Origin of the sequence: Gilliamella sp. B3892 (assembly GCF_026536305.1) — a bacterium.
GTDB lineage: Bacteria > Pseudomonadota > Gammaproteobacteria > Enterobacterales > Orbaceae > Gilliamella.
Genome location: NZ_JAFNOK010000015.1, coordinates 24,497 through 43,123 on the forward strand (window position 1 = coordinate 24,497; position 18,627 = coordinate 43,123).

Genomic DNA, 18,627 nt, shown 5'->3' on the forward strand with positions numbered 1-18,627 from the left:
AATGCAATATGGATTCTTTATTGATTCTTCCAAATGTACCGGGTGTAAAACCTGTCAGTTGAGCTGTAAAGACGAAAAAGATAATGCGCTGGGCGTGCATTTTCGCCGAGTTTATGAGTATGGTGGTGGATCGTGGCAACAAGTGGACGGGATTTGGCAAAATGATACTTTTACTTACTATTTGTCAATCTCATGTAATCATTGTGAGCAACCAACTTGCGTGCAAGGTTGTCCAACTGGTGCGATGCATAAACGCCAACAAGATGGCTTAGTGGTTGTTAATCAAGATGTGTGTATTGGTTGCCGCTATTGTGAAATGCGTTGTCCATATGGTGCGCCACAGTTTGATCATCAAAAGCGGGTTATGTCAAAATGCGATGGTTGTTATGAGCGTGTAGCCGAAGGCTTAAAGCCTGTGTGCGTCGAATCTTGCCCACAGCGTGCTTTAGACTTTGACGAGATAGGGAAATTACGTGAGCGTCATGGTGATGAACGTAATATTGCCCCTTTGCCTAATGCAGAGTTGACTAAACCGAATATTGTTATCAAACCACATGCTTTGGCTAAAAGCTCAGGCGATACACAAGGAAAAGTGCTCAATCCGGAGGAGGTATAATATGCATGAATTACCATTGGTTTTTTTTACGGTATTTGGGCAATTATCTGCCGGAATGGTGCTGTTAAGCAGCTTATCTTGCTTAATGAATTGTTCACAAGCTAATCCCATAATTCGTCAAAAAATTAATCTGTTAGCACTGGTTTTTATGGCTATTGGTATGTTGCTTGCCTCATTCCATTTAGGGCATCCTTTGCGGGCGTTAAATGTGATCTATGGGATTGGACGTTCGCCGATGAGTAATGAGATTTTCACTTTTGGTGTGGTATTTGGTGTTACATTCGCCTCAGTATTAATCCACTACTTTTCTCTCAATCCGGATAGCCAAAAACTGAAATTGATTAAACCGCTTTGTTTAAAGATTAATCGCTTTCCCTATATCAACCAGCTGATAGCCATCATCTTAATCCTACTGAGTTTAGTTTTTGTGTGGACGATTGTTCTAACTTATATGCTACCCACAGTGAAAACATGGGATACCAACTATACTGCAATTCAAATGTATACAGCGATGCTGGCGTTGGGTGGAATTGCTAGCGCAATGCTTGGGTTATATCGTTTAGGTAACGCAGCTTTTCTCATTGGTAGTGTATTGATTATATTATTAAAAATTCCCTATTATAATTTAATGACGACCATAAGCCCGGAGCTGGCTTGTGCGCAAGCAAGTTGGATGATTGCCGAGTGCATGTTAATCATAGTGGCACTACTATTGGTTGCTTTTAACATTTACCGTTCCAAACATAATGCAATAATTTATCTTACTGCTTTTGCTTGTGTGTTTATTGCTGAAGTTTGTGGTCGTATTGCCTTTTATAATTTATGGATGATACCGCTATAATTAACAATATAACTGACCGACAACAAGTAACGTCAATGAATAAAGAGAAAAGATTCGATAATCTCACTTGTGCGACCCTGGCAAAAGTACTGGGTGCTTTTTTTTATTATCCGCCTAATAGCCAAACCGTTGAACCGTTGCATGAGGCTTTATTGCACATTGACCAACTGGCGGATTGGCAAAATCCGGAACTCATTAGCCAGCAATGCCAGATATTGGCAACCCAAATCAGCCATGTCGATCTGGATTATCAATTCTCGTTATTGTTTGAAGGGCAAGGCAAAATGCCCGCCCCGCCATGGGGGTCAGTCTATTTGGATCAAGAAAAACTATTAATGGGGGAATCGCAAGAGCGCTATCGTCAATTTTTACAGCAGCATGGTTTAACGCTTAATACCGGTATGAATGAGCCGGAAGATCAGTTTGGTTTAATGCTAATCGCTTATGCGATATTGCTGGAAAAACAAAAAACGCAAGCGGCGAATCAACTGATAGATGAACATTTAACGCCTTGGTCATCAGCTTATCTGGATCAATTAAAACATAATCAAGTTAGCCAATTTTATCGGGCGTTAGCCGTGGTGGCAGAGCAGTATTTACTTTTGTTGTAACGCTTTATTACCACAATTAATCGCTTTACTTAGATTAACCGTTTTGGATGTGACACGTATTAGGTAAATTGATTTGATTGCTTACACATCCAGCAGCGCCAAATAGAAACGGTATTTATCCGCATTGCAGCTTTAACAAGATCAGGTATAATCCGCCCATAATAATTGAGGACAGATATACGTTATGTTAGCTTATATACAACTGATGCGATTAGATAAACCTATCGGCATTTTACTGCTACTTTGGCCGACTTTGTCGGCAATATGGCTTGCTGATCCTCATCCTTCGGTTGGGCTTGTCGTTATTTTTGTGCTAGGTGTCATTGTTATGCGATCAGCCGGTTGTGTGATAAATGATTATGCGGATCGCCATTTTGATGCGCATGTCGAGCGAACGCAAGATCGTCCATTGGCACGTGGTGCCCTGACAGCCAAAAACGCCTTATATACTCTTTTGATATTGTTGTTAATTGCGGCCGGTCTATTGATGACATTAAATCGGCTGTCATGGCTTATTGCCGGCTTTGCCTTGTTAACCGCCATGATCTATCCGTTTATGAAACGTTATACTCACTTTCCGCAAATTATTCTGGCAATCGCATTTAGCTGGAGTATTCCAATGGTTTATGCGGCAACTATAGCTGAGTTTCCGTTAACTTGCTGGCTACTATGTTTAGCAAATATTTGTTGGACTATTGCTTATGATACTCAGTATGCCATGGTCGATCGAAGCGATGATATGAAAATAGGCATTAAATCAACCGCTATTTTATTTGGTCATTATGATACCTTAATCATTGGTTTATTAAAGATAGTTGCGGTTTCTTGCATGGTGATACTTGGTTTAACAAACGATTTTAATTCAGTCTATTTTACCATTTTATTGATTGCTTCATTGCTATTTATCTATCAACAATGGTTAATTAAAGACCGTGATAGAGCGAAATGCTTTAAAGCCTTTATGAATAATAATTATGTTGGATTTTTTGTGTATTTGGCAATATTGATAAAGTAAATTTGGAATATGCCTAGTCATCAAAAGCCAGCTAATTTTAAAAATCTTGTTAGTTTAATGATAAACAAATCTACTTGTTAATTTTCTAGCCTAATCTGCTTTAACCGATTGATATAAAATGGTGCTTTGCTGAAAAATCATCGTTTTTATACTCAAACGTATACATTTTCTGAAACTTTTTGACAAAGCTGTGGCGCTTACCCAATTTCTTATTCTCCTATTTGCTTAAGTGATGACTGTACGCTAATCGCTCGTCATAGCTGAGGCAGTTTGTCTAAGGCGATGACTCAAATGATATGTCACAGAAATTCACTATTAGCGATAAGTCACCGGTGTGCGACGAAGAAGTCCGCATTGGTATATATGACAACAACAGGGAAAGCATCAAAACTTCTCCACATCCCAATCTGGTTTGCCTACTGTAACAACTCCAGAATGAGTAATAAGCTCAGCCATGAAACTGATGTAAATAAGCCAGAAAAACAGCGCTTAAAAAGGTCCAAAAAATCAGTAACTATATGGAAATATTCAATGATTTTGCTTTTCTTGTTTACCTTTCTTAACAAATTTTTCAGCTAAAAAGTTCGGTAATTTTTTTAAAACATTATATCATTAAAATTGTAACGGTTTAGCTGTAATAAAAGCAGGCTGTTATATAAAAAGGAATAAAAACAATAAATTACACGAATATAGGGATTGCTATGCAATATCATAATGAAAACTCGAAGACGCCTTTCTTAAGTTCTCTTAATCGTCGCCTTAATCAGAACAATAACTTAAGCTTAAATTCACCGACAAATTTTAACTCAAATAACGCTAATAAGCCGCATTTTTTCAAAAAAACATTAACATGCCTATTAATGTTTCCTTTAATGTATGCATTTAATGCACAGGCATTAACATCAAACACCACAGCTCAAGCAATCAATGGTTCAGCACCTTATTTAACATTTGATAATGGTCAAACTAAAAGTGATAACACCCGAGCGTTATTATGGTTGCGTTTTAATGATGGTAACCAAGAAGTCAAATATGATGCTCCTCCTAAGGATAATAATAATAATCCCGTGATTATAACTATTCCAGCGGCAGTGAACACCTTTGAAGATATCCAAACAGTCGTGTCAGCTAATACTCCTATTATTGATGGTGTCCAATCAATTGATTTTAGCACAATACTACAAGATCCGAATAATTATGCCAGAGATGATGACGGTGATGTGGTTGTTTCAGCAACGGGTAAAATAGCGATGACTATTTTAGACTCGACAGAGCAGAAGGTTAGACGGACAGATGCTATTGATACCTGTTCGGCTCCTTATATTATCAATCTGAAGATAGATGACAGTGAAATTAAAACACAATATGGTATACCTGATTCGACATCCTATAGTAGTCTTGAAGACAACTATTACTTAGCTATGAATTCTGCTACTCTTTATACTTGCTTTGTACAACCAGCAAAAACGGTTATTAGGGGTAATGAGAATGGTGAATCTGGTCAGTGGGATAATAATAAACAAATATATTTCATGCAAAATCTCAATCAACCTGAATTAAACTTTCCAGCAACGGGTGCTCATAATCTATATTTTAAGTTAATTATTGCTGGGCTGAAAAACATTAATCAACTCAGTTATACCAAAGAGCCAAGCAATTCAAATATTGATTTAGAGTTTGGAGAGTTGAACAAGACTCCGATAGTAAGATTAAAAGGCCCAACCTCCAATTCTACCTCATGGAAAATTCCTTTTGTTCCAACAACATTTACTATTTATGCTGACACAGCAAAAACCAGGCCTATATATAGCTTTAAATTACAACACTGGTTTATTCCTCACACGGATATACATGGCTATTCATACTTAGAAAATAATCATAATAATGCAGTAAATTATTGTTCCACTTTATCGGGTTATCGATTGGCAAATGTATCTGAGCTGAGTAATGCTAATGCTAATGGAATAGTTGGTAATCCAAATGCCAACGCTATGTACCCGATAAGGCAAATAAATGGAGGATTGTTTTCAGAGTGGGGTGGGATTTCGGGTAGCTATTCTCAAGATAAGCAATGGTCTGGATTTGCAGCCTGGACTGCTACACCTAGCGTTACGCCGGGACAGTTTTATACTGTGTCTTTAGAGTCTGGTATAATCCATTCATTTAGAAATCAACTTACTCAAACCGTTTGTGTATCACCTTAATCGCCATTAAATATAATCGCATTAAAGTGTGATTGAGGTAAAAACGAAACTATAATTTGGGCTCAATATTGAGCCCTTAATTATATAATTACTAATCTAATATTCTTCTTTAACCTGCTTTAAAAAGCTTTTTCTACAATTATCCAGAGTTGGTTGATATGCAATGGTTAGATAAGCAGCTTTTTTCAGATATTAATCTCAACCTTGTTCAGCTAATGTTGCTTGCACAATCCGTAGGGCATCAAATGTCTGTTTAACATCATGTACCCGTATAATGTGTGCTCCTTTCATCGCCGCAATGACAGCGCAAGATACACTACCAAGCATTCGTTCTTGCGGCGGAACATTTAATACTTGTCCAATCATGGATTTACGGGACATACCAACTAATAGCGGTAAATTGAAATGATGAAATTTTTCCAAAGTTGCCAGTAATCGGTAGTTGTGTGATAGTGTTTTACCAAAGCCAAAACCTGGATCGAGTATGATTTTTTCACGATTTATACCGGCTTTAATGCAGCGATTAATATGTTGGTCAAAAAAAGTGTCTACTTCTTGATAGATATCTTGATTGTAGTGTGGCGCATTTTGCATGGTTTGAGGATCGCCTTGCATATGCATAATACAAACAGGCAGTCCGGTTTTTGCCGCAGCGGTCATTGCGCCGGGCTCAGTTAGTGCTCGAATATCGTTAATTAAGTGGGCGCCGGCTTTCGCCGATTCAGTCATTACCTCAGGTTTAGAGGTATCTACCGAAATCCATATATCAAAATAACGGGCAATTTTTTCAACTAAAGGTATTACCCGTTCTAACTCCTCTTCAACCGATACTTCAGCTGCGCCAGGTCGGGTTGATTCTCCTCCGACATCAATAAATGTGGCACCGGCTTGAATCATACTATCAACTCGACGCATTGCATCATCGAGGTTGTTGTATTTACCGCCGTCGGAAAATGAATCTGGCGTCATGTTCACAATGCCCATAACTTGTGGAAAAGAGAGATCCATAACTTGATTTTGAAAATGAATTTCCATAAGGGTAGTCCTATTTGATAAACAGTTTTTAAATAAATGCATTAGCTATTTAGTTACGGTTAAATGTTTAGCTTAGCCGTAAAGGTTATATTTACCACTGAGTCTAATTATGATGAGATTATATCTTCATTTTGTCGATAAAAAACGCGCCGAAGCGCGTTATTTATTTATATCATTTTAATCGTCTGATTGAGGCGGAATATCCGTTCCCTCATTTGGAATCTCTTGTGCTGCTTTTTCGTCGCTCTCTGTCCAGTCGTCCGGTGCATTGATAGGTCGACGTGCAATTAAGTCCGCCACTTGATTTGCACCAATGGTTTCATATTTCATTAGCGCATCTTTCATTGCATGAAGCACATCCATATTTTCCGTCAAAATTTTTCGTGCTCGTTCAAAATTGCGGTCAATAATCGCTTTAACTTCTTCATCGATAATGCGAGCAGTTTCATCTGAGATATCTTTAGGACGTCCATAAGCTGAATTATCATCCATTTCATAAAATAGTGGTCCTAGACGTTCAGAAAAGCCCCATTGGGTAACCATAGCTCTGGCGTATTGCGTGGCAACCTTAATATCATTCGAGGCGCCGGTTGATACTTTTTCAGCACCATAGATCAGTTCTTCCGCCAGTCTTCCACCATAAAGGGTCGCAATATCGCCTTCTAGTTTTTCACGGCTTTCACTCACTCTGTCGCCTTCAGGTAAGAAGAAGGTGACGCCTAAAGCACGTCCGCGAGGAATGATCGTGACTTTATGAATTGGATCATGATCAGGCATTAAATAACCAACAATAGCATGACCGGCTTCATGATAAGCAGTTGATATCAATTGTTCTTGGGTCATCGTCAATGAGCGTCGTTCAGTGCCCATGTTGATTTTATCTTTAGCTTCTTCAAACTCGTCCATTGTCACTAATCGTTTGTTACGACGAGCCGCAAATAACGCCGCTTCATTGACTAAGTTTGCTAATTCAGCACCAGAGTAACCCGGTGTGCCACGTGCTAAGACTGACAAATTAACATCAGAGCCCAAAGGTACTTTACGGACATGAACAGCAAGAATCTGCTCACGACCTTTCATATCTGGTAGGCCAATTTGTACTTGGCGGTCAAAACGACCGGGGCGCAGTAATGCCGGATCTAAAATATCAACCCGGTTAGTGGCTGCAATAATGATTATTCCGCTATTCGCTTCAAAACCATCCATTTCAACTAGCATTTGGTTCAAGGTTTGTTCACGTTCGTCATGCCCGCCCATTGAACCAGCGCCTCGTTTACGACCAACGGCATCAATTTCGTCAATAAAGATGATACACGGTGAATGTTTTCGAGCTTGTTCAAATAGATCACGTACACGTGAGGCACCCACACCGACAAACATTTCAACAAAGTCAGAGCCGGAAATACTGAAAAATGGAACGTTAGCTTCACCAGCAATCGCTTTTGCCAGTAGGGTTTTACCTGTACCCGGTGGTCCAACCATTAAAATCCCTTTTGGAATACGTCCACCCAATTTTTGGTATTTACCCGGATCGCGTAAGAAATCAACCACCTCGGTAACTTCTTGTTTCGCCTCTTCGCTACCGGCGACATCGGTAAATTTTGTTTTGACTTGATCAGGGGTTAGCATTCGAGCTTTACTTTTACCGACCGACATTGGTCCGCCTTTACCACCACCTTGCATTTGGCGCATAATAAAGATCCAAAAGCCAATGAGTAAAATGATAGGGAACCAAGAAACTAAAATCGCACCTAATAAGCTCGGTTTTTCATCAGCAGTACCATAGACAGGTACTTTATGACTTAATAAATCATCAATGAGTTTTTCATCAAAATAAGGGATATAAGTTACGTAATTGCTATTATCGTTTCTGGTAGCAACTATTTCTCGTCCGTTAATATGCACTTCTTTGAGCTTGCCATCGGCGATATCTGAGTTAAATTTATAATAATCGATTTGAGGGCCGCTAGATACTGAGCTGAATTGATTAAATACCGCAATCAATACTACCGCAATTATTCCCCATATCAGTAGATTCTTTACCATGTCGTTCAAAAGAAAAACCCCTCATAAAAATTAACAGTTACGACTAAAATTAACCAAGTATGGTACTACAAAATTATACAACTGGCTACTTCATACCCATAGCAACAATATAAACTTCTCTTGACCTTGCACGTGAAGCTTCCGGTTTGCGTATTTTGACCGTTTTAAAAAGTGATCTTACTGCTTTAAGATACTCTTCAAATCCTTCGCCTTGAAAGACTTTCACAATAAAATTGCCATTCGGTGCCAGAACATCTCGGCACATATCTAATGCCAGTTCAACTAAGTACATGGCTCTAGGAATGTCAACCGCCGGTTGCCCACTCATATTAGGCGCCATGTCGGACATAACCACTTGCACTTTGTCTTCTCCAACACGCTCGAGGAGCGCATTGAGCACAGCTTCATCTCGAAAGTCACCTTGCAGGAAATCTACCCCAACGATAGGATCCATTGGGAGCAAATCACAAGCGATGATCCGGCCTTTATTGCCGATAAGTGATGCGACATATTGTGACCACCCCCCAGGCGCAGCGCCTAAATCGACAACGGTAATACCGGGTTTAAATAGTTTGTCACTTTTTTGAATTTCTTCTAATTTGAACCAAGCTCGCGATCGTAGACCTTTTTTTTGTGCTTGTTGCACAAAGCGATCTTTAAAATGTTCATTAAGCCAACGCGTCGAGCTAGCTGAGCGTTTTTTGTTACTCACAGCGAATAAATCCTTAACGTAAAGAGTTCACTTCATTGATTAGTCATATATATAAGGGTAGAATAGCAAAATTACAACTTAATGTGATAAAAAATTAATGAATTTATCGAATAAACAAAAACAGTACCTAAAGGGTGAAGCTCATCACTTAAAACCAATCGTGATGATTGGTGCTAATGGGTTTACTGAAGGCGTTTTAGCTGAAATTGAAAATGCCTTGAACTTTCATGAGCTAATTAAAATTAAAGTGTCTGCTGAAGATCGCGAAACAAAAAAACTTATTTGTGATGCGATTATTCGTGAAACTAAAGCGATACCTGTTCAGCAGGTTGGCTCTATTTTTACGGTGTTTAGACCGAGTGAAGAGAAAAAAATCTCTTTACCAAAATAATCAATGAAAAACAGGGCATATTGCCCTGTTTTTTTATCGAGAGTGATTATTGATGCAAATTGACATTAAATATAGTCAACTTTAATGATATCAAACTCAACATCACCACCAGGCGTTTTAATTTGAACAGTATCGCCGTCTTCTTTACCAATTAAACCACGGGCAATTGGTGAGTTAACTGAAATTAAATTTTGTTTGTAATCGGCTTCATCATCACCAACAATACGGTAGGTTGTTTCTTCGTCAGTATCTACATTTACAACGGTGACAGTGGCACCAAAAATAATTCTTCCGGTATTTTTTACTTTGGTAATATCAATGATTTGTGCTTGCGATAATTTACTTTCAATTTCCTGAATGCGACCTTCACAAAATCCTTGTTGTTCTCTTGCGGCATGGTATTCGGCGTTTTCTTTCAAATCTCCGTGCGCTCTTGCTTCAGCTATAGCTGCTGTAATTTGAGGTCTTTTGACATTCTTCAGTTCTTCAAGTTCGGCACGTAACAATTCGGCTCCCTTTACCGTCATTGGGATTTGTTTCATCTCTGTTTTTTCCTATTTATCTATCGTAAATAAAAAAAGAATAACAATCCTTCATCTTAATCAAAAGAGAGGGCGTAATTAATTTAATTTGTTATTCTAACGTCATAATTTTGGCTTGTTATATATTAACTGGAAAATCGGTTTAACAACAGATCATTTATATCAAAATCGAGTGCTATTTTAGTTAAAATCGGTTATCGTAATGTAATATCTAATTATTTATTGTTACTATTTAGTTTTTGTTATGCGAACGATTCGATTATTACTGATTACTTTTTTAACAATTGTCTGGATTTTAATTTTGCTGGCTTACTTTGCTGTACAGACTAATTACGGCGCTAAATTTATTAGCCAACAATTATCAAAATTAAGCTCATATTCTATTTCAATCGGTAAAGTTAATCATTCTTTAGCTAACTTTTATGAAATATCTGTTGAAGATCTGACGATCAAAGATGAAAATCAACATGTTACTAAAATTGCTAAATTGATAATTGGATTTGATAAAAACGATTTGTGGCAGCTAAAGCATTTCAATTATATTGTTGTGGTCAATGGTGAGTTAGACGGTAGCAAAATTGAACAAGCTTCTATTTCAGCTAATGTCCTTAAATTGGTTGATTCGACTGTCAACGTTTCACTTAATGACGGAAAAGATTCGTTAACTTTTCGGCAAATAAATGGTGGCATTAAACCATTTAATGTATCTGATCAACAATCGTATCAATTTGAATTATCATCACAGCAAGTTTCGTTTAATCATTTTCTGGTCGATAAAGTGTTGCTTCAAGGTTTTCAACGTGAAGGTACCATTTATATTACAAATTTAGGTGGTAACATTAACGACGGATTTTTTGTCAGTAAATTAAAAATACTAGCGGATAAGAGTTTGGATGTTGAGCAATTGAAACTTAATAACATTCACGTTCAATCTAAAGATAATCAATATTTTGCGCAATATCTGGATAAATTACCCAAAACGACTTTTCGTCAACTTTCAATGTTGAATAGTAGTATCCAATTGCCTGACTATACAATTGAAAAAGGCAATATTGAAACAACCAATATTATTTATGACAAGCAGTGGCACTTTAATCAAAGTGCGTTAGTTTTTAATGCCGATAATATCGTATGGAATGAGAAACCGTTTTCTTCTGTTTTGCTGCAATTAATGCTTAAAAATGAGCATGATATAGCCATTGAAAAAGCTATCGGTATTTGGAATCAAGGGCGATTAAGTTTAAATGGAGATTGGAAAGATAATAATTTGCATATAGATAAATTATTAGTGACTGAAATTGATTTTAAGCTACCTAAAAAAATTGAACAGATTGTACTGCCTGAATCGTTAAAACAGATTGATATTGATCGATTATCGATTTTGAAAGGTGGAATAATTAATACCAATCCTGACTATCCGTTTAATTTTGTCGATTTTCAAGCCTCCGGTAGCAAATTGCGTTTGGTTGAAAATAGAAAGTTAGGGCTGTTTAATGGCCAATTATTTGTTAAAGCCAATAATGGAACAGTTAATAAAATTGGAATGATTTATCCTGATTTTTCCGTTAAATTTAATGATCAGCATCAAGCCTTATTGGCGTTTACTGCATTAGTTAATGGTGGCATGCTTGAATCGAATGCAATTGTCAATCCTTCGCTAGATAAATTAGAATCATTACATCTTAAGGCCTATGGGGTAAGTAGTATCTTTCTTGAAAAGTGGAAGTTAGTGAAACAGCTTCCTAATGCTTCTCATTATACTCTTGATTTACATGGCGAGATTGCTCCTTATAGCCTATCCGGTACATTTTTCGCAAATGGCAATCGTTATAACATCGAGCCTCAGCATTGATATTTCTAAAAACAACCTTATATAATTCGCTAAGATGTTCTAAGCTTTATTTTTTAACTGCAATAAAATGAGCTTGATTAGAGAAGTGAAATGAGGAAGTCATGGAAAGTGTAAGATTAGATAAGTGGCTTTGGGCTGCCAGATTTTATAAAACACGTTCACTTGCACGTGAAATGGTCGACGGTGGTAAAGTCCATTATAATGGTCAACGGACTAAGCCTAGTAAAATAGTCGAAATTGGTGCAATGTTGACACTTCGTCAAGGTTTTGACCAAAAAACAATTCAAATCTTAGCTATTAGTGAGCAGCGCAGGCCAGCGGCAGAGGCTCAATTACTCTATCAAGAAACGCAAGAAAGTATCGCAAAACGTGAAATGGTGGCGCAAGCACGTAAGCTTAATGCATTGACAATGCCGCATCCGGATAGAAGACCGGATAAAAAAGAGCGGCGTAATTTGATTCGATTCAAAAATGAAAGACAACAAGGCGACAACTATTAATATGGATACTCTAAATCGATTTTTATTTGATAATCACCCAATTCGGGGTGAAATTACCCGTCTTGAACAGACATATGAAGCTATTTTAGAAAATCATACTTATCCTGTAGCAGTACAAAATTTACTGGGTGAGTTATTGGTTGCAACCAGTTTATTAACTGCGACTTTAAAATTTGAAGGGGATATCGCTGTGCAGTTGCAAGGTGATGGTCCATTATCACTAGCGGTTGTAAATGGTAATCATCAACAGCAATTACGTGGTGTAGCACGGGTTAACGGTGATGTTGCTGATAATGCAACGCTTAAAGATATGGTTGGTAATGGTTATATTGTCATTACTATTACGCCTAAAAATGGCGAGCGTTATCAAGGTATTGTTGGGCTTGAAAAAAATACCTTAATTGGTTGTATTGAAAATTATTTTATGCAATCCGAACAGTTACCTACCCGATTGTTTGTCAAAACTGGGGTATGTAATAATAAGCCAATGGCGGCCGGCATTTTATTACAGGTACTTCCGGCAAACGAAGGTACTGACGAATCTTTCGAGCACCTTTGTGCGTTAACGGAAACGATCACACGTGACGAACTATTCCAACTTTCAACTGACGAGATTTTATATCGCCTTTATAATCAAGAAGAAGTTCGACTGTTTGAAGCGCATCCTATTATTTTCAAATGTAGCTGTTCGCGCGAGCGTTGTGAAGATAGTTTAATGACGCTACCCGCTCATGAAGTTGATGAAATTTTAAAAGAAGAGGGCGGTAAAATCGATATTCATTGTGATTATTGTGGCAAACATTATCTGATTGATGCAATTGATATTGCTGAGATGAGAAGAAAACAGAATTTGAATTATCATTAATCTACATATAAAAATACCACTAAGATCGTGAAGAATTTTAGTGGTAAAGTGAAATATAGGGAATTAAACCCATATGTAATTTACCAGAATGACTTAAATTTTCAATTAATTTTATATACAATCGATAACAATTTTGTAAATCCTCTTTACAAAAGTCAGCCATTTAATTAGTTAGCTTTTTATACAACTCTTCAATCTATTATCGTTATTTGGTCAACTATCGCGTGTTGATTAATAATTCTTCCTTTGATATTAAAATGATATAAAGTCAAGCCAAACTCTTGTTCCGTTTTATCTTTGCGCTTATAAGCAGGTCTTGGGTCTTGTGATATTACTTGAGAGATTAACGTTGCCAACTGAGGATAATCTTGTTTTTGTCGCTCTAAAAATTGCTGTACAAACGGTGAAAATGTAACGGTTAATACGGTTTCGGGCACTGTCTGGGCATAGCTAGCTTTGGCTTGTGGATAACTATCACAATAAGGGATATAAGGTTTGATATCGATAATTGGTGTGCCGTCGACTAAATCAAGGCTGCCCAGTTTTAAAATGACTTGTTTTTGAACAACGGTAATATCTTTTAATTCTACCGCAGAAAGACCAATATGATTAGGTCTAAATGGCGAACGAGTGGCAAATACGCCTAAAGTTTTATTACCGCCTAAGCGTGGAGGGCGCACCGTTAAGCGCCATTTTTCAGGATCGATATGGTGGAACAGAAATAACAGCCACAAATGTGAAAACTGCTCTAAACCTTTCACACTATTAGGATCGTTATAAGGTGCTAATAAATGCAGCTCCCCTTGACCTGCCGAAACGAGATTAGGTTGCCTTGGTACAGCAAATTTTTCGCTGTAAGGTGAACGTATTATGCCAATAGGATTAATTTGCCGATTCATTATCTTTTATGATGTATTGAGCCATTTGAAGGTAATTATTATATCACTCGATAGATAAATTTAATTCAGATGTTTACCGCCGACATAAAGTCGGCGGAATAGTGATCAATAGCTGTTTGTGAGTGGATTATTACCAACCACGAATTGCCCCGCCATTAAAGATTTCATCAGCTTTTTTAGCAACGGCATCTGTTTGATAAGCTTTAACAAAGTTTTTAACGTTTTCATTATCTTTATCAGCTTCACGCGATACGATAATGTTCACATATGGAGACTCTTTATCTTCTACAAAAACACCATCTTTGCTTGGCGTTAAATTTGCTTGTCCGGCAAAAGCATTATTAATGATTGCCAAATCTACCTGAGCATCGTCTAAAGAGCGAGGTAGCATTGGTGCTTCAAGTTCAACAATCTTATAGTCATAAGGATTGCTGGTAATATCAAGTACAGTTGGTGATAACCCTTTTGCTTTATCAACGGTTATTAACCCTTCGTGTTGCAATAATAGTAATGCACGACCTAAGTTTGTTGGATCATTCGGAATAGCAATGGTTGACTTAGCTGGAATAAAAAAGGTTTCACCACGAGGTGATTTAACTTTTACCCCTTCGCCAGTTTCGGCAGAAGCGTCAATTGGTTTAAGTTTATGAGTATAACTTGCGATTGGATATACAAAAGAGTTACCAACAACAGCAAGTTTATATCCACGTTCTTTAATTTGCTCATCTAGATATGGTTTATGTTGGAAAGCATTAACATCAATTAAACCGTCATTTAAAGCTTGATTTGGTGTAACGTAGTCATTAAAAATAACTAACTCAACATCAATATTATAAAGATCTTTAGCCTGCTTCTTAACTACTTCTGCCACCTCCTGTTCTGGCCCTGAAATCACCCCAACTTTAAGTGAGCTTACTTTGGTTGGTTCAGCTGGTTTGTTTTCGGTTGTTGATTGTTTGTTATCACAACCTGTTAAAAAAAATGCACTCACCAAGGTGGTGACTAGTGCTAGCTGTTTAATTGACATAATTTTCTCCAAAATTAATGATGAGTAACACGTTTAACAATACTATTGCCAATAAACTGAATAATAAAGACAATAATGATTAAGATAACCAAAACCGTATTCATTATAGCAGGCTTATAACCGTTGTAACCATATTGAATTGCCAGTTGTCCAAGACCGCCAGCACCGACCGCACCAGCCATCGCAATATAGCCAGTCAAGGTGATGAGTGTAATGGTCATACTATTAACAATAACCGGCAGTGATTCGGGTAATAGCACCTTATAAATTATTTGTAATGGTGTGGCGCCCATTGAACGAGCGGCTTCAATAAGTCCTTTGGGTACGTCAAGCAAGGCATTTTCAATCATACGAGCAATTAATGGTGATACGCCAATACTTAATGGCACTACTGCTGCTTGTTTCCCAATAAAAGTTCCCATTAAAAAGGTCGTAAAAGGTATTATCCAAACAATTAATATAATAAAAGGAATAGAGCGAAAAATATTGGTAATAAATGAAATAACACTATTGGCGGCATAACAATCTAAAATTTGCCCTTTACGAGTGGTGTAAAGCAATATTCCTATTGGTAAGCCAATCACTGTACCCCAAAAGCCTGATAAAATGACCATATAAAGTGTCTCATCAGTGGCTTGTGCCATTTTAAATAGCATCGCTTCATTAAAGCCATTAAATGATGAGCAAAATGAGACAAAATTTGCCCAAAAGTCGGAGCTGGCTAAAAATCGAAATAATGATTCAAATGGTTTAAAGGACGGAATAAAATTAAACATAGCCCAGCACCTCTACTTTGGTGTTATTTTTTTCTAAAAATTGTATTGCTGATAATGTACTATTTGGTTTGCCTTTCATTTCAGCTAGCATCAACCCGAATTTGACACCACCGGCATAATCCATTTGCGCACTGATAATGTTACTATCAATATCAAATTCTTTGGCAATTTGCGAAAGTAAAGGTAAATCAACCGATACGCCACTAAATTCTAAACGTACTAACGGATTGAGTCCTTCTTTATGTTCTGGCGTAAGGCGAATTAAGTAATCATCTGGTATGGTCAAATGTAACGTCGATTGAATAAATTGTCGGGCAATTTCGGTTTTAGCATGCGAAAACATTTCACCGACTGAAGATTGCTCGACTAATTCACCATTACTGATCACAGCAACTTGATCGCAAATCTGTTTTACCACATCCATTTCATGGGTAATTAATAAAATGGTTAATCCCAATTTTTGATTAATGTCTTTGAGTAATGCCAAAATCGAACGAGTAGTTTCAGGATCGAGCGCACTGGTGGCTTCATCACACAATAATACTTTAGGGTCACTAGCCAATGCTCTTGCAATAGCTACACGTTGTTTTTGTCCGCCGGATAAATTTGCCGGGTAGACATTTGCTTTTTCGGTCAAACCAACTAACGCTATTAGTTCATTGACTTTTTGTTTAATCTTCGCTTTCGGTGTCTTATTTAACTCAAGCGGAAAAGCGATATTATCAAATACCGTCCGAGAAGATAAAAGGTTAAAATGTTGAAAAATCATACTGATTTTGCGACGTACTTCAATTAGCTGTCGGTTAGATAAATCGGTGATATCTTGATTATCAAAGAAAATTCTACCACTTGTTGGTTTTTCTAATAGATTAACGCAGCGAATAAGTGTACTCTTTCCGGCGCCGGATTTACCTATAACACCATAAATCTTGCCTTGCGGAACATGGATTGTTATATTTTTTAAGGCATGAATTACCGTTTTATTCTGTTCAAATACTTTCGAAATATTTTGTAGTTTTATCATAATATATAAAGATAAAGTTTGGATAATTGAATATTAAGACGTCTAGACATCTAAGTCAATCGATAATATGCTATGCAAATTTGAGCGATATGTAAGCAAAGGAATACAAATAAATATGAAACCAGCTATTTTTTTAGATCGAGATGGTACGATTAATATCGATTACAATTATGTACATACTATTGATAAATTTCATTTTATTGATGGCGTAATTGAAGCAATGCAAGAACTCAAAAAAATGGGCTTTTTGTTAGTTATCACCACTAACCAATCAGGTATTGCAAGAAATAAATTTACTGAAGAGCAATTTCATACCTTAACAGAGTGGATGGATTGGTCATTACAAGACCGAGGTGTCGACTTAGACGGTATCTATTATTGCCCGCACGATCCTTTAGTTGATCATTGTGAATGTCGAAAACCAAATCCCGGTATGATACAAACAGCAGCGAAAGAGTTAAAAATTGATATTGCCAACTCTTATATGGTGGGTGACCGAGTATCGGATTTATTGTCGGGTAAAAAGGCAGGCGTTAAAAAAACAGTTTTGGTGAAAACCGGTGATGCCATTACAGAAGAAGCGTTAGCGCAAGCTGATTGGGTAATTGATAGCTTGGCGGATTTACCCAATAAAATAAAAGCAGAATCATAATTTTCTAATAATACTAGCCTAATACGGCATTTAAAATTAATGCCGTATCATTCTCACGATAAGCCCTGATAATATTAACCCCAAAAATAGAGCATTAATAAAGTTCACCACACTTTGACCAAAGGTATGAATAGTATTGGTGAAAAAAAGAGAAAAACAACTTAAAGAAATCAAAAATACTAACCCCCAATATAGAATGCTAATTTTATTTGTCTTATCAACCAAGATCGGTAATCTGAGAATAAAGAAGCATATTAAACTCAATCCTACCAAAATACTTCCATGTTGGAGTAATTGGTAGGTAGGAATATTTGTATTTTTTAATGATAGAGTCTGTTGTAAAAAAGGCAGGTGTTGTACAAAAAAGCCAGTCAAGTGAGTAAAACTATCCAAATCTAAATGAGACAGTGCGCCAATTAATGCACAAGTTATGACAATAAACCAATGATGGTAGCAATATTCACTCCAATTAAAATTTAGGTAATGAGCAAATCGTTTATAAAGAAAATGAGGCAAATTGTTGATCAATTCATTACGAATAATAAAGTGAAAGATAAAGCAATAATTAATGTTATGGGTAGATCAAAATAAAAGATGCCTAATAAAGTGTGGCTCATATCACTTTTTATTTTCATCCTAAGAAAATATTCAAAGTCAGGTGACATACTACCTATAATTAAAGTTGTCGTGGAAAAAAATTTAGGCTTTTTGTAAAAAGGTAAAACAATTGCTGGATGTGCAAAAGTAAAAGGCATATAAAAAAACCAGTTAAAAAGTTAGATTGAAATAGAAAACTATAATTATATGATCACTAATAAATAAAGAAAGTTTGTAAAATTTGTATAGGATTAGTTTATTTTCACAGCGTCATGTGTAAAAAAAACACAATCGGAAATAAATTTGCAATAATCGCTTGCATGATTTTTCTAAGGCTCTATAATGCGCATCCACTGACACGGCGTCAGCGAAAGCAGACGGGAAAAGTGATTAGTGAGCAAGATCAAATTTTTTAAAAAAAG

Annotated in this window: 19 protein-coding genes; 10 read left to right on the top strand and 9 right to left on the bottom strand. The window is 36.8% G+C overall.

The features are described from left to right. Position 1: 1 nt before the first annotated feature. The 5 genes from J3U74_RS11495 to J3U74_RS11515 all read left to right on the top strand — a co-directional run bounded on the left by J3U74_RS11495 (position 2) and on the right by J3U74_RS11515 (position 5,287). Positions 2-616, top strand: a complete 615-nt coding sequence (locus J3U74_RS11495) for a DMSO/selenate family reductase complex B subunit (RefSeq protein WP_267338058.1) — start codon at positions 2-4, stop codon at positions 614-616. Between the two features lies 1 nt (position 617). After that, on the top strand, positions 618-1,457 hold the full coding sequence (locus J3U74_RS11500) for a dimethyl sulfoxide reductase anchor subunit family protein (protein ID WP_267329184.1): 840 nt from the start codon (positions 618-620) through the stop codon (positions 1,455-1,457). A gap of 35 nt (positions 1,458-1,492) precedes the next feature. After that, a complete protein-coding gene (locus tag J3U74_RS11505) occupies positions 1,493-2,068 on the top strand; it encodes a TorD/DmsD family molecular chaperone (protein ID WP_267329185.1) in 576 nt (191 codons plus the stop codon). Between the two features lie 184 nt (positions 2,069-2,252). Further along, positions 2,253-3,083, top strand: a complete 831-nt coding sequence (gene ubiA, locus J3U74_RS11510) for a 4-hydroxybenzoate octaprenyltransferase (protein ID WP_267329186.1) — start codon at positions 2,253-2,255, stop codon at positions 3,081-3,083. A 701-nt stretch (positions 3,084-3,784) separates the two neighbouring features. Further along, the gene (locus J3U74_RS11515) at positions 3,785-5,287 is read left to right on the top strand and encodes a hypothetical protein (protein ID WP_267329187.1); all 1,503 of its coding nucleotides are present in this window, start codon (positions 3,785-3,787) and stop codon (positions 5,285-5,287) included. Positions 5,288-5,485: 198 nt separating this feature from the next. Here J3U74_RS11515 and folP read toward each other — a convergent pair whose 3' ends face one another. The 3 genes from folP to rlmE form a co-directional block, all read right to left on the bottom strand. Then, positions 5,486-6,322: a dihydropteroate synthase gene (gene folP / locus J3U74_RS11520; protein WP_220218307.1), complete on the bottom strand. Its 837-nt coding sequence runs from the start codon at positions 6,320-6,322 to the stop codon at positions 5,486-5,488. Positions 6,323-6,499: 177 nt separating this feature from the next. Beyond that, the gene (gene ftsH, locus J3U74_RS11525) at positions 6,500-8,377 is read right to left on the bottom strand and encodes an ATP-dependent zinc metalloprotease FtsH (RefSeq protein ID WP_416379771.1); all 1,878 of its coding nucleotides are present in this window, start codon (positions 8,375-8,377) and stop codon (positions 6,500-6,502) included. Positions 8,378-8,453: 76 nt separating this feature from the next. Next, complete coding sequence (rlmE, locus tag J3U74_RS11530) at positions 8,454-9,080, bottom strand: 23S rRNA (uridine(2552)-2'-O)-methyltransferase RlmE (protein WP_220218305.1); 627 nt, start codon at positions 9,078-9,080, stop codon at positions 8,454-8,456. Between the two features lie 97 nt (positions 9,081-9,177). On the opposite strand from rlmE, the gene yhbY reads away from it, so the two are divergent. Next, entirely contained in the window at positions 9,178-9,471 is a 294-nt protein-coding gene (gene yhbY / locus J3U74_RS11535) for a ribosome assembly RNA-binding protein YhbY (RefSeq protein ID WP_220218304.1), read from the top strand. A 65-nt stretch (positions 9,472-9,536) separates the two neighbouring features. Here yhbY and greA read toward each other — a convergent pair whose 3' ends face one another. Further along, positions 9,537-10,013 carry a transcription elongation factor GreA gene (gene greA, locus J3U74_RS11540; protein ID WP_220218303.1) on the bottom strand — a complete coding sequence of 159 codons (477 nt, stop codon included), beginning with the start codon at positions 10,011-10,013 and terminating at the stop codon, positions 9,537-9,539. 244 nt (positions 10,014-10,257) lie between these two features. Here greA and J3U74_RS11545 point away from each other — a divergent pair, with 244 nt between their 5' ends. From J3U74_RS11545 to hslO, 3 genes are all read left to right on the top strand, one after another. Continuing rightward, positions 10,258-11,865, top strand: a complete 1,608-nt coding sequence (locus tag J3U74_RS11545) for a hypothetical protein (protein WP_267329188.1) — start codon at positions 10,258-10,260, stop codon at positions 11,863-11,865. Positions 11,866-11,966: 101 nt separating this feature from the next. Beyond that, a complete protein-coding gene (hslR, locus tag J3U74_RS11550; protein WP_267329189.1) occupies positions 11,967-12,365 on the top strand; it encodes a ribosome-associated heat shock protein Hsp15 in 399 nt (132 codons plus the stop codon). Position 12,366: 1 nt separating this feature from the next. Next, complete coding sequence (hslO, locus tag J3U74_RS11555; protein WP_267329190.1) at positions 12,367-13,230, top strand: Hsp33 family molecular chaperone HslO; 864 nt, start codon at positions 12,367-12,369, stop codon at positions 13,228-13,230. 191 nt (positions 13,231-13,421) lie between these two features. Here hslO and tsaA read toward each other — a convergent pair whose 3' ends face one another. The 4 genes from tsaA to metN all read right to left on the bottom strand — a co-directional run bounded on the left by tsaA (position 13,422) and on the right by metN (position 16,956). Beyond that, the gene (gene tsaA / locus J3U74_RS11560; RefSeq protein ID WP_416379772.1) at positions 13,422-14,132 is read right to left on the bottom strand and encodes a tRNA (N6-threonylcarbamoyladenosine(37)-N6)-methyltransferase TrmO; all 711 of its coding nucleotides are present in this window, start codon (positions 14,130-14,132) and stop codon (positions 13,422-13,424) included. Between the two features lie 127 nt (positions 14,133-14,259). Further along, complete coding sequence (metQ, locus tag J3U74_RS11565; RefSeq protein ID WP_267329192.1) at positions 14,260-15,156, bottom strand: methionine ABC transporter substrate-binding lipoprotein MetQ; 897 nt, start codon at positions 15,154-15,156, stop codon at positions 14,260-14,262. Between the two features lie 14 nt (positions 15,157-15,170). Then, positions 15,171-15,812, bottom strand: a complete 642-nt coding sequence (locus J3U74_RS11570; protein WP_366518728.1) for a methionine ABC transporter permease — start codon at positions 15,810-15,812, stop codon at positions 15,171-15,173. 112 nt (positions 15,813-15,924) lie between these two features. Then, positions 15,925-16,956, bottom strand: a complete 1,032-nt coding sequence (gene metN, locus J3U74_RS11575) for a methionine ABC transporter ATP-binding protein MetN (RefSeq protein WP_220218296.1) — start codon at positions 16,954-16,956, stop codon at positions 15,925-15,927. 115 nt (positions 16,957-17,071) lie between these two features. Here metN and gmhB point away from each other — a divergent pair, with 115 nt between their 5' ends. Beyond that, entirely contained in the window at positions 17,072-17,608 is a 537-nt protein-coding gene (gmhB, locus tag J3U74_RS11580) for a D-glycero-beta-D-manno-heptose 1,7-bisphosphate 7-phosphatase (RefSeq protein WP_267329194.1), read from the top strand. A gap of 36 nt (positions 17,609-17,644) precedes the next feature. Here the strand turns inward: gmhB and J3U74_RS12585 are convergent, their stop codons facing one another. Next, the gene (locus tag J3U74_RS12585; RefSeq protein WP_416379773.1) at positions 17,645-18,178 is read right to left on the bottom strand and encodes a DUF4184 family protein; all 534 of its coding nucleotides are present in this window, start codon (positions 18,176-18,178) and stop codon (positions 17,645-17,647) included. Positions 18,179-18,627 lie beyond the last annotated feature (449 nt).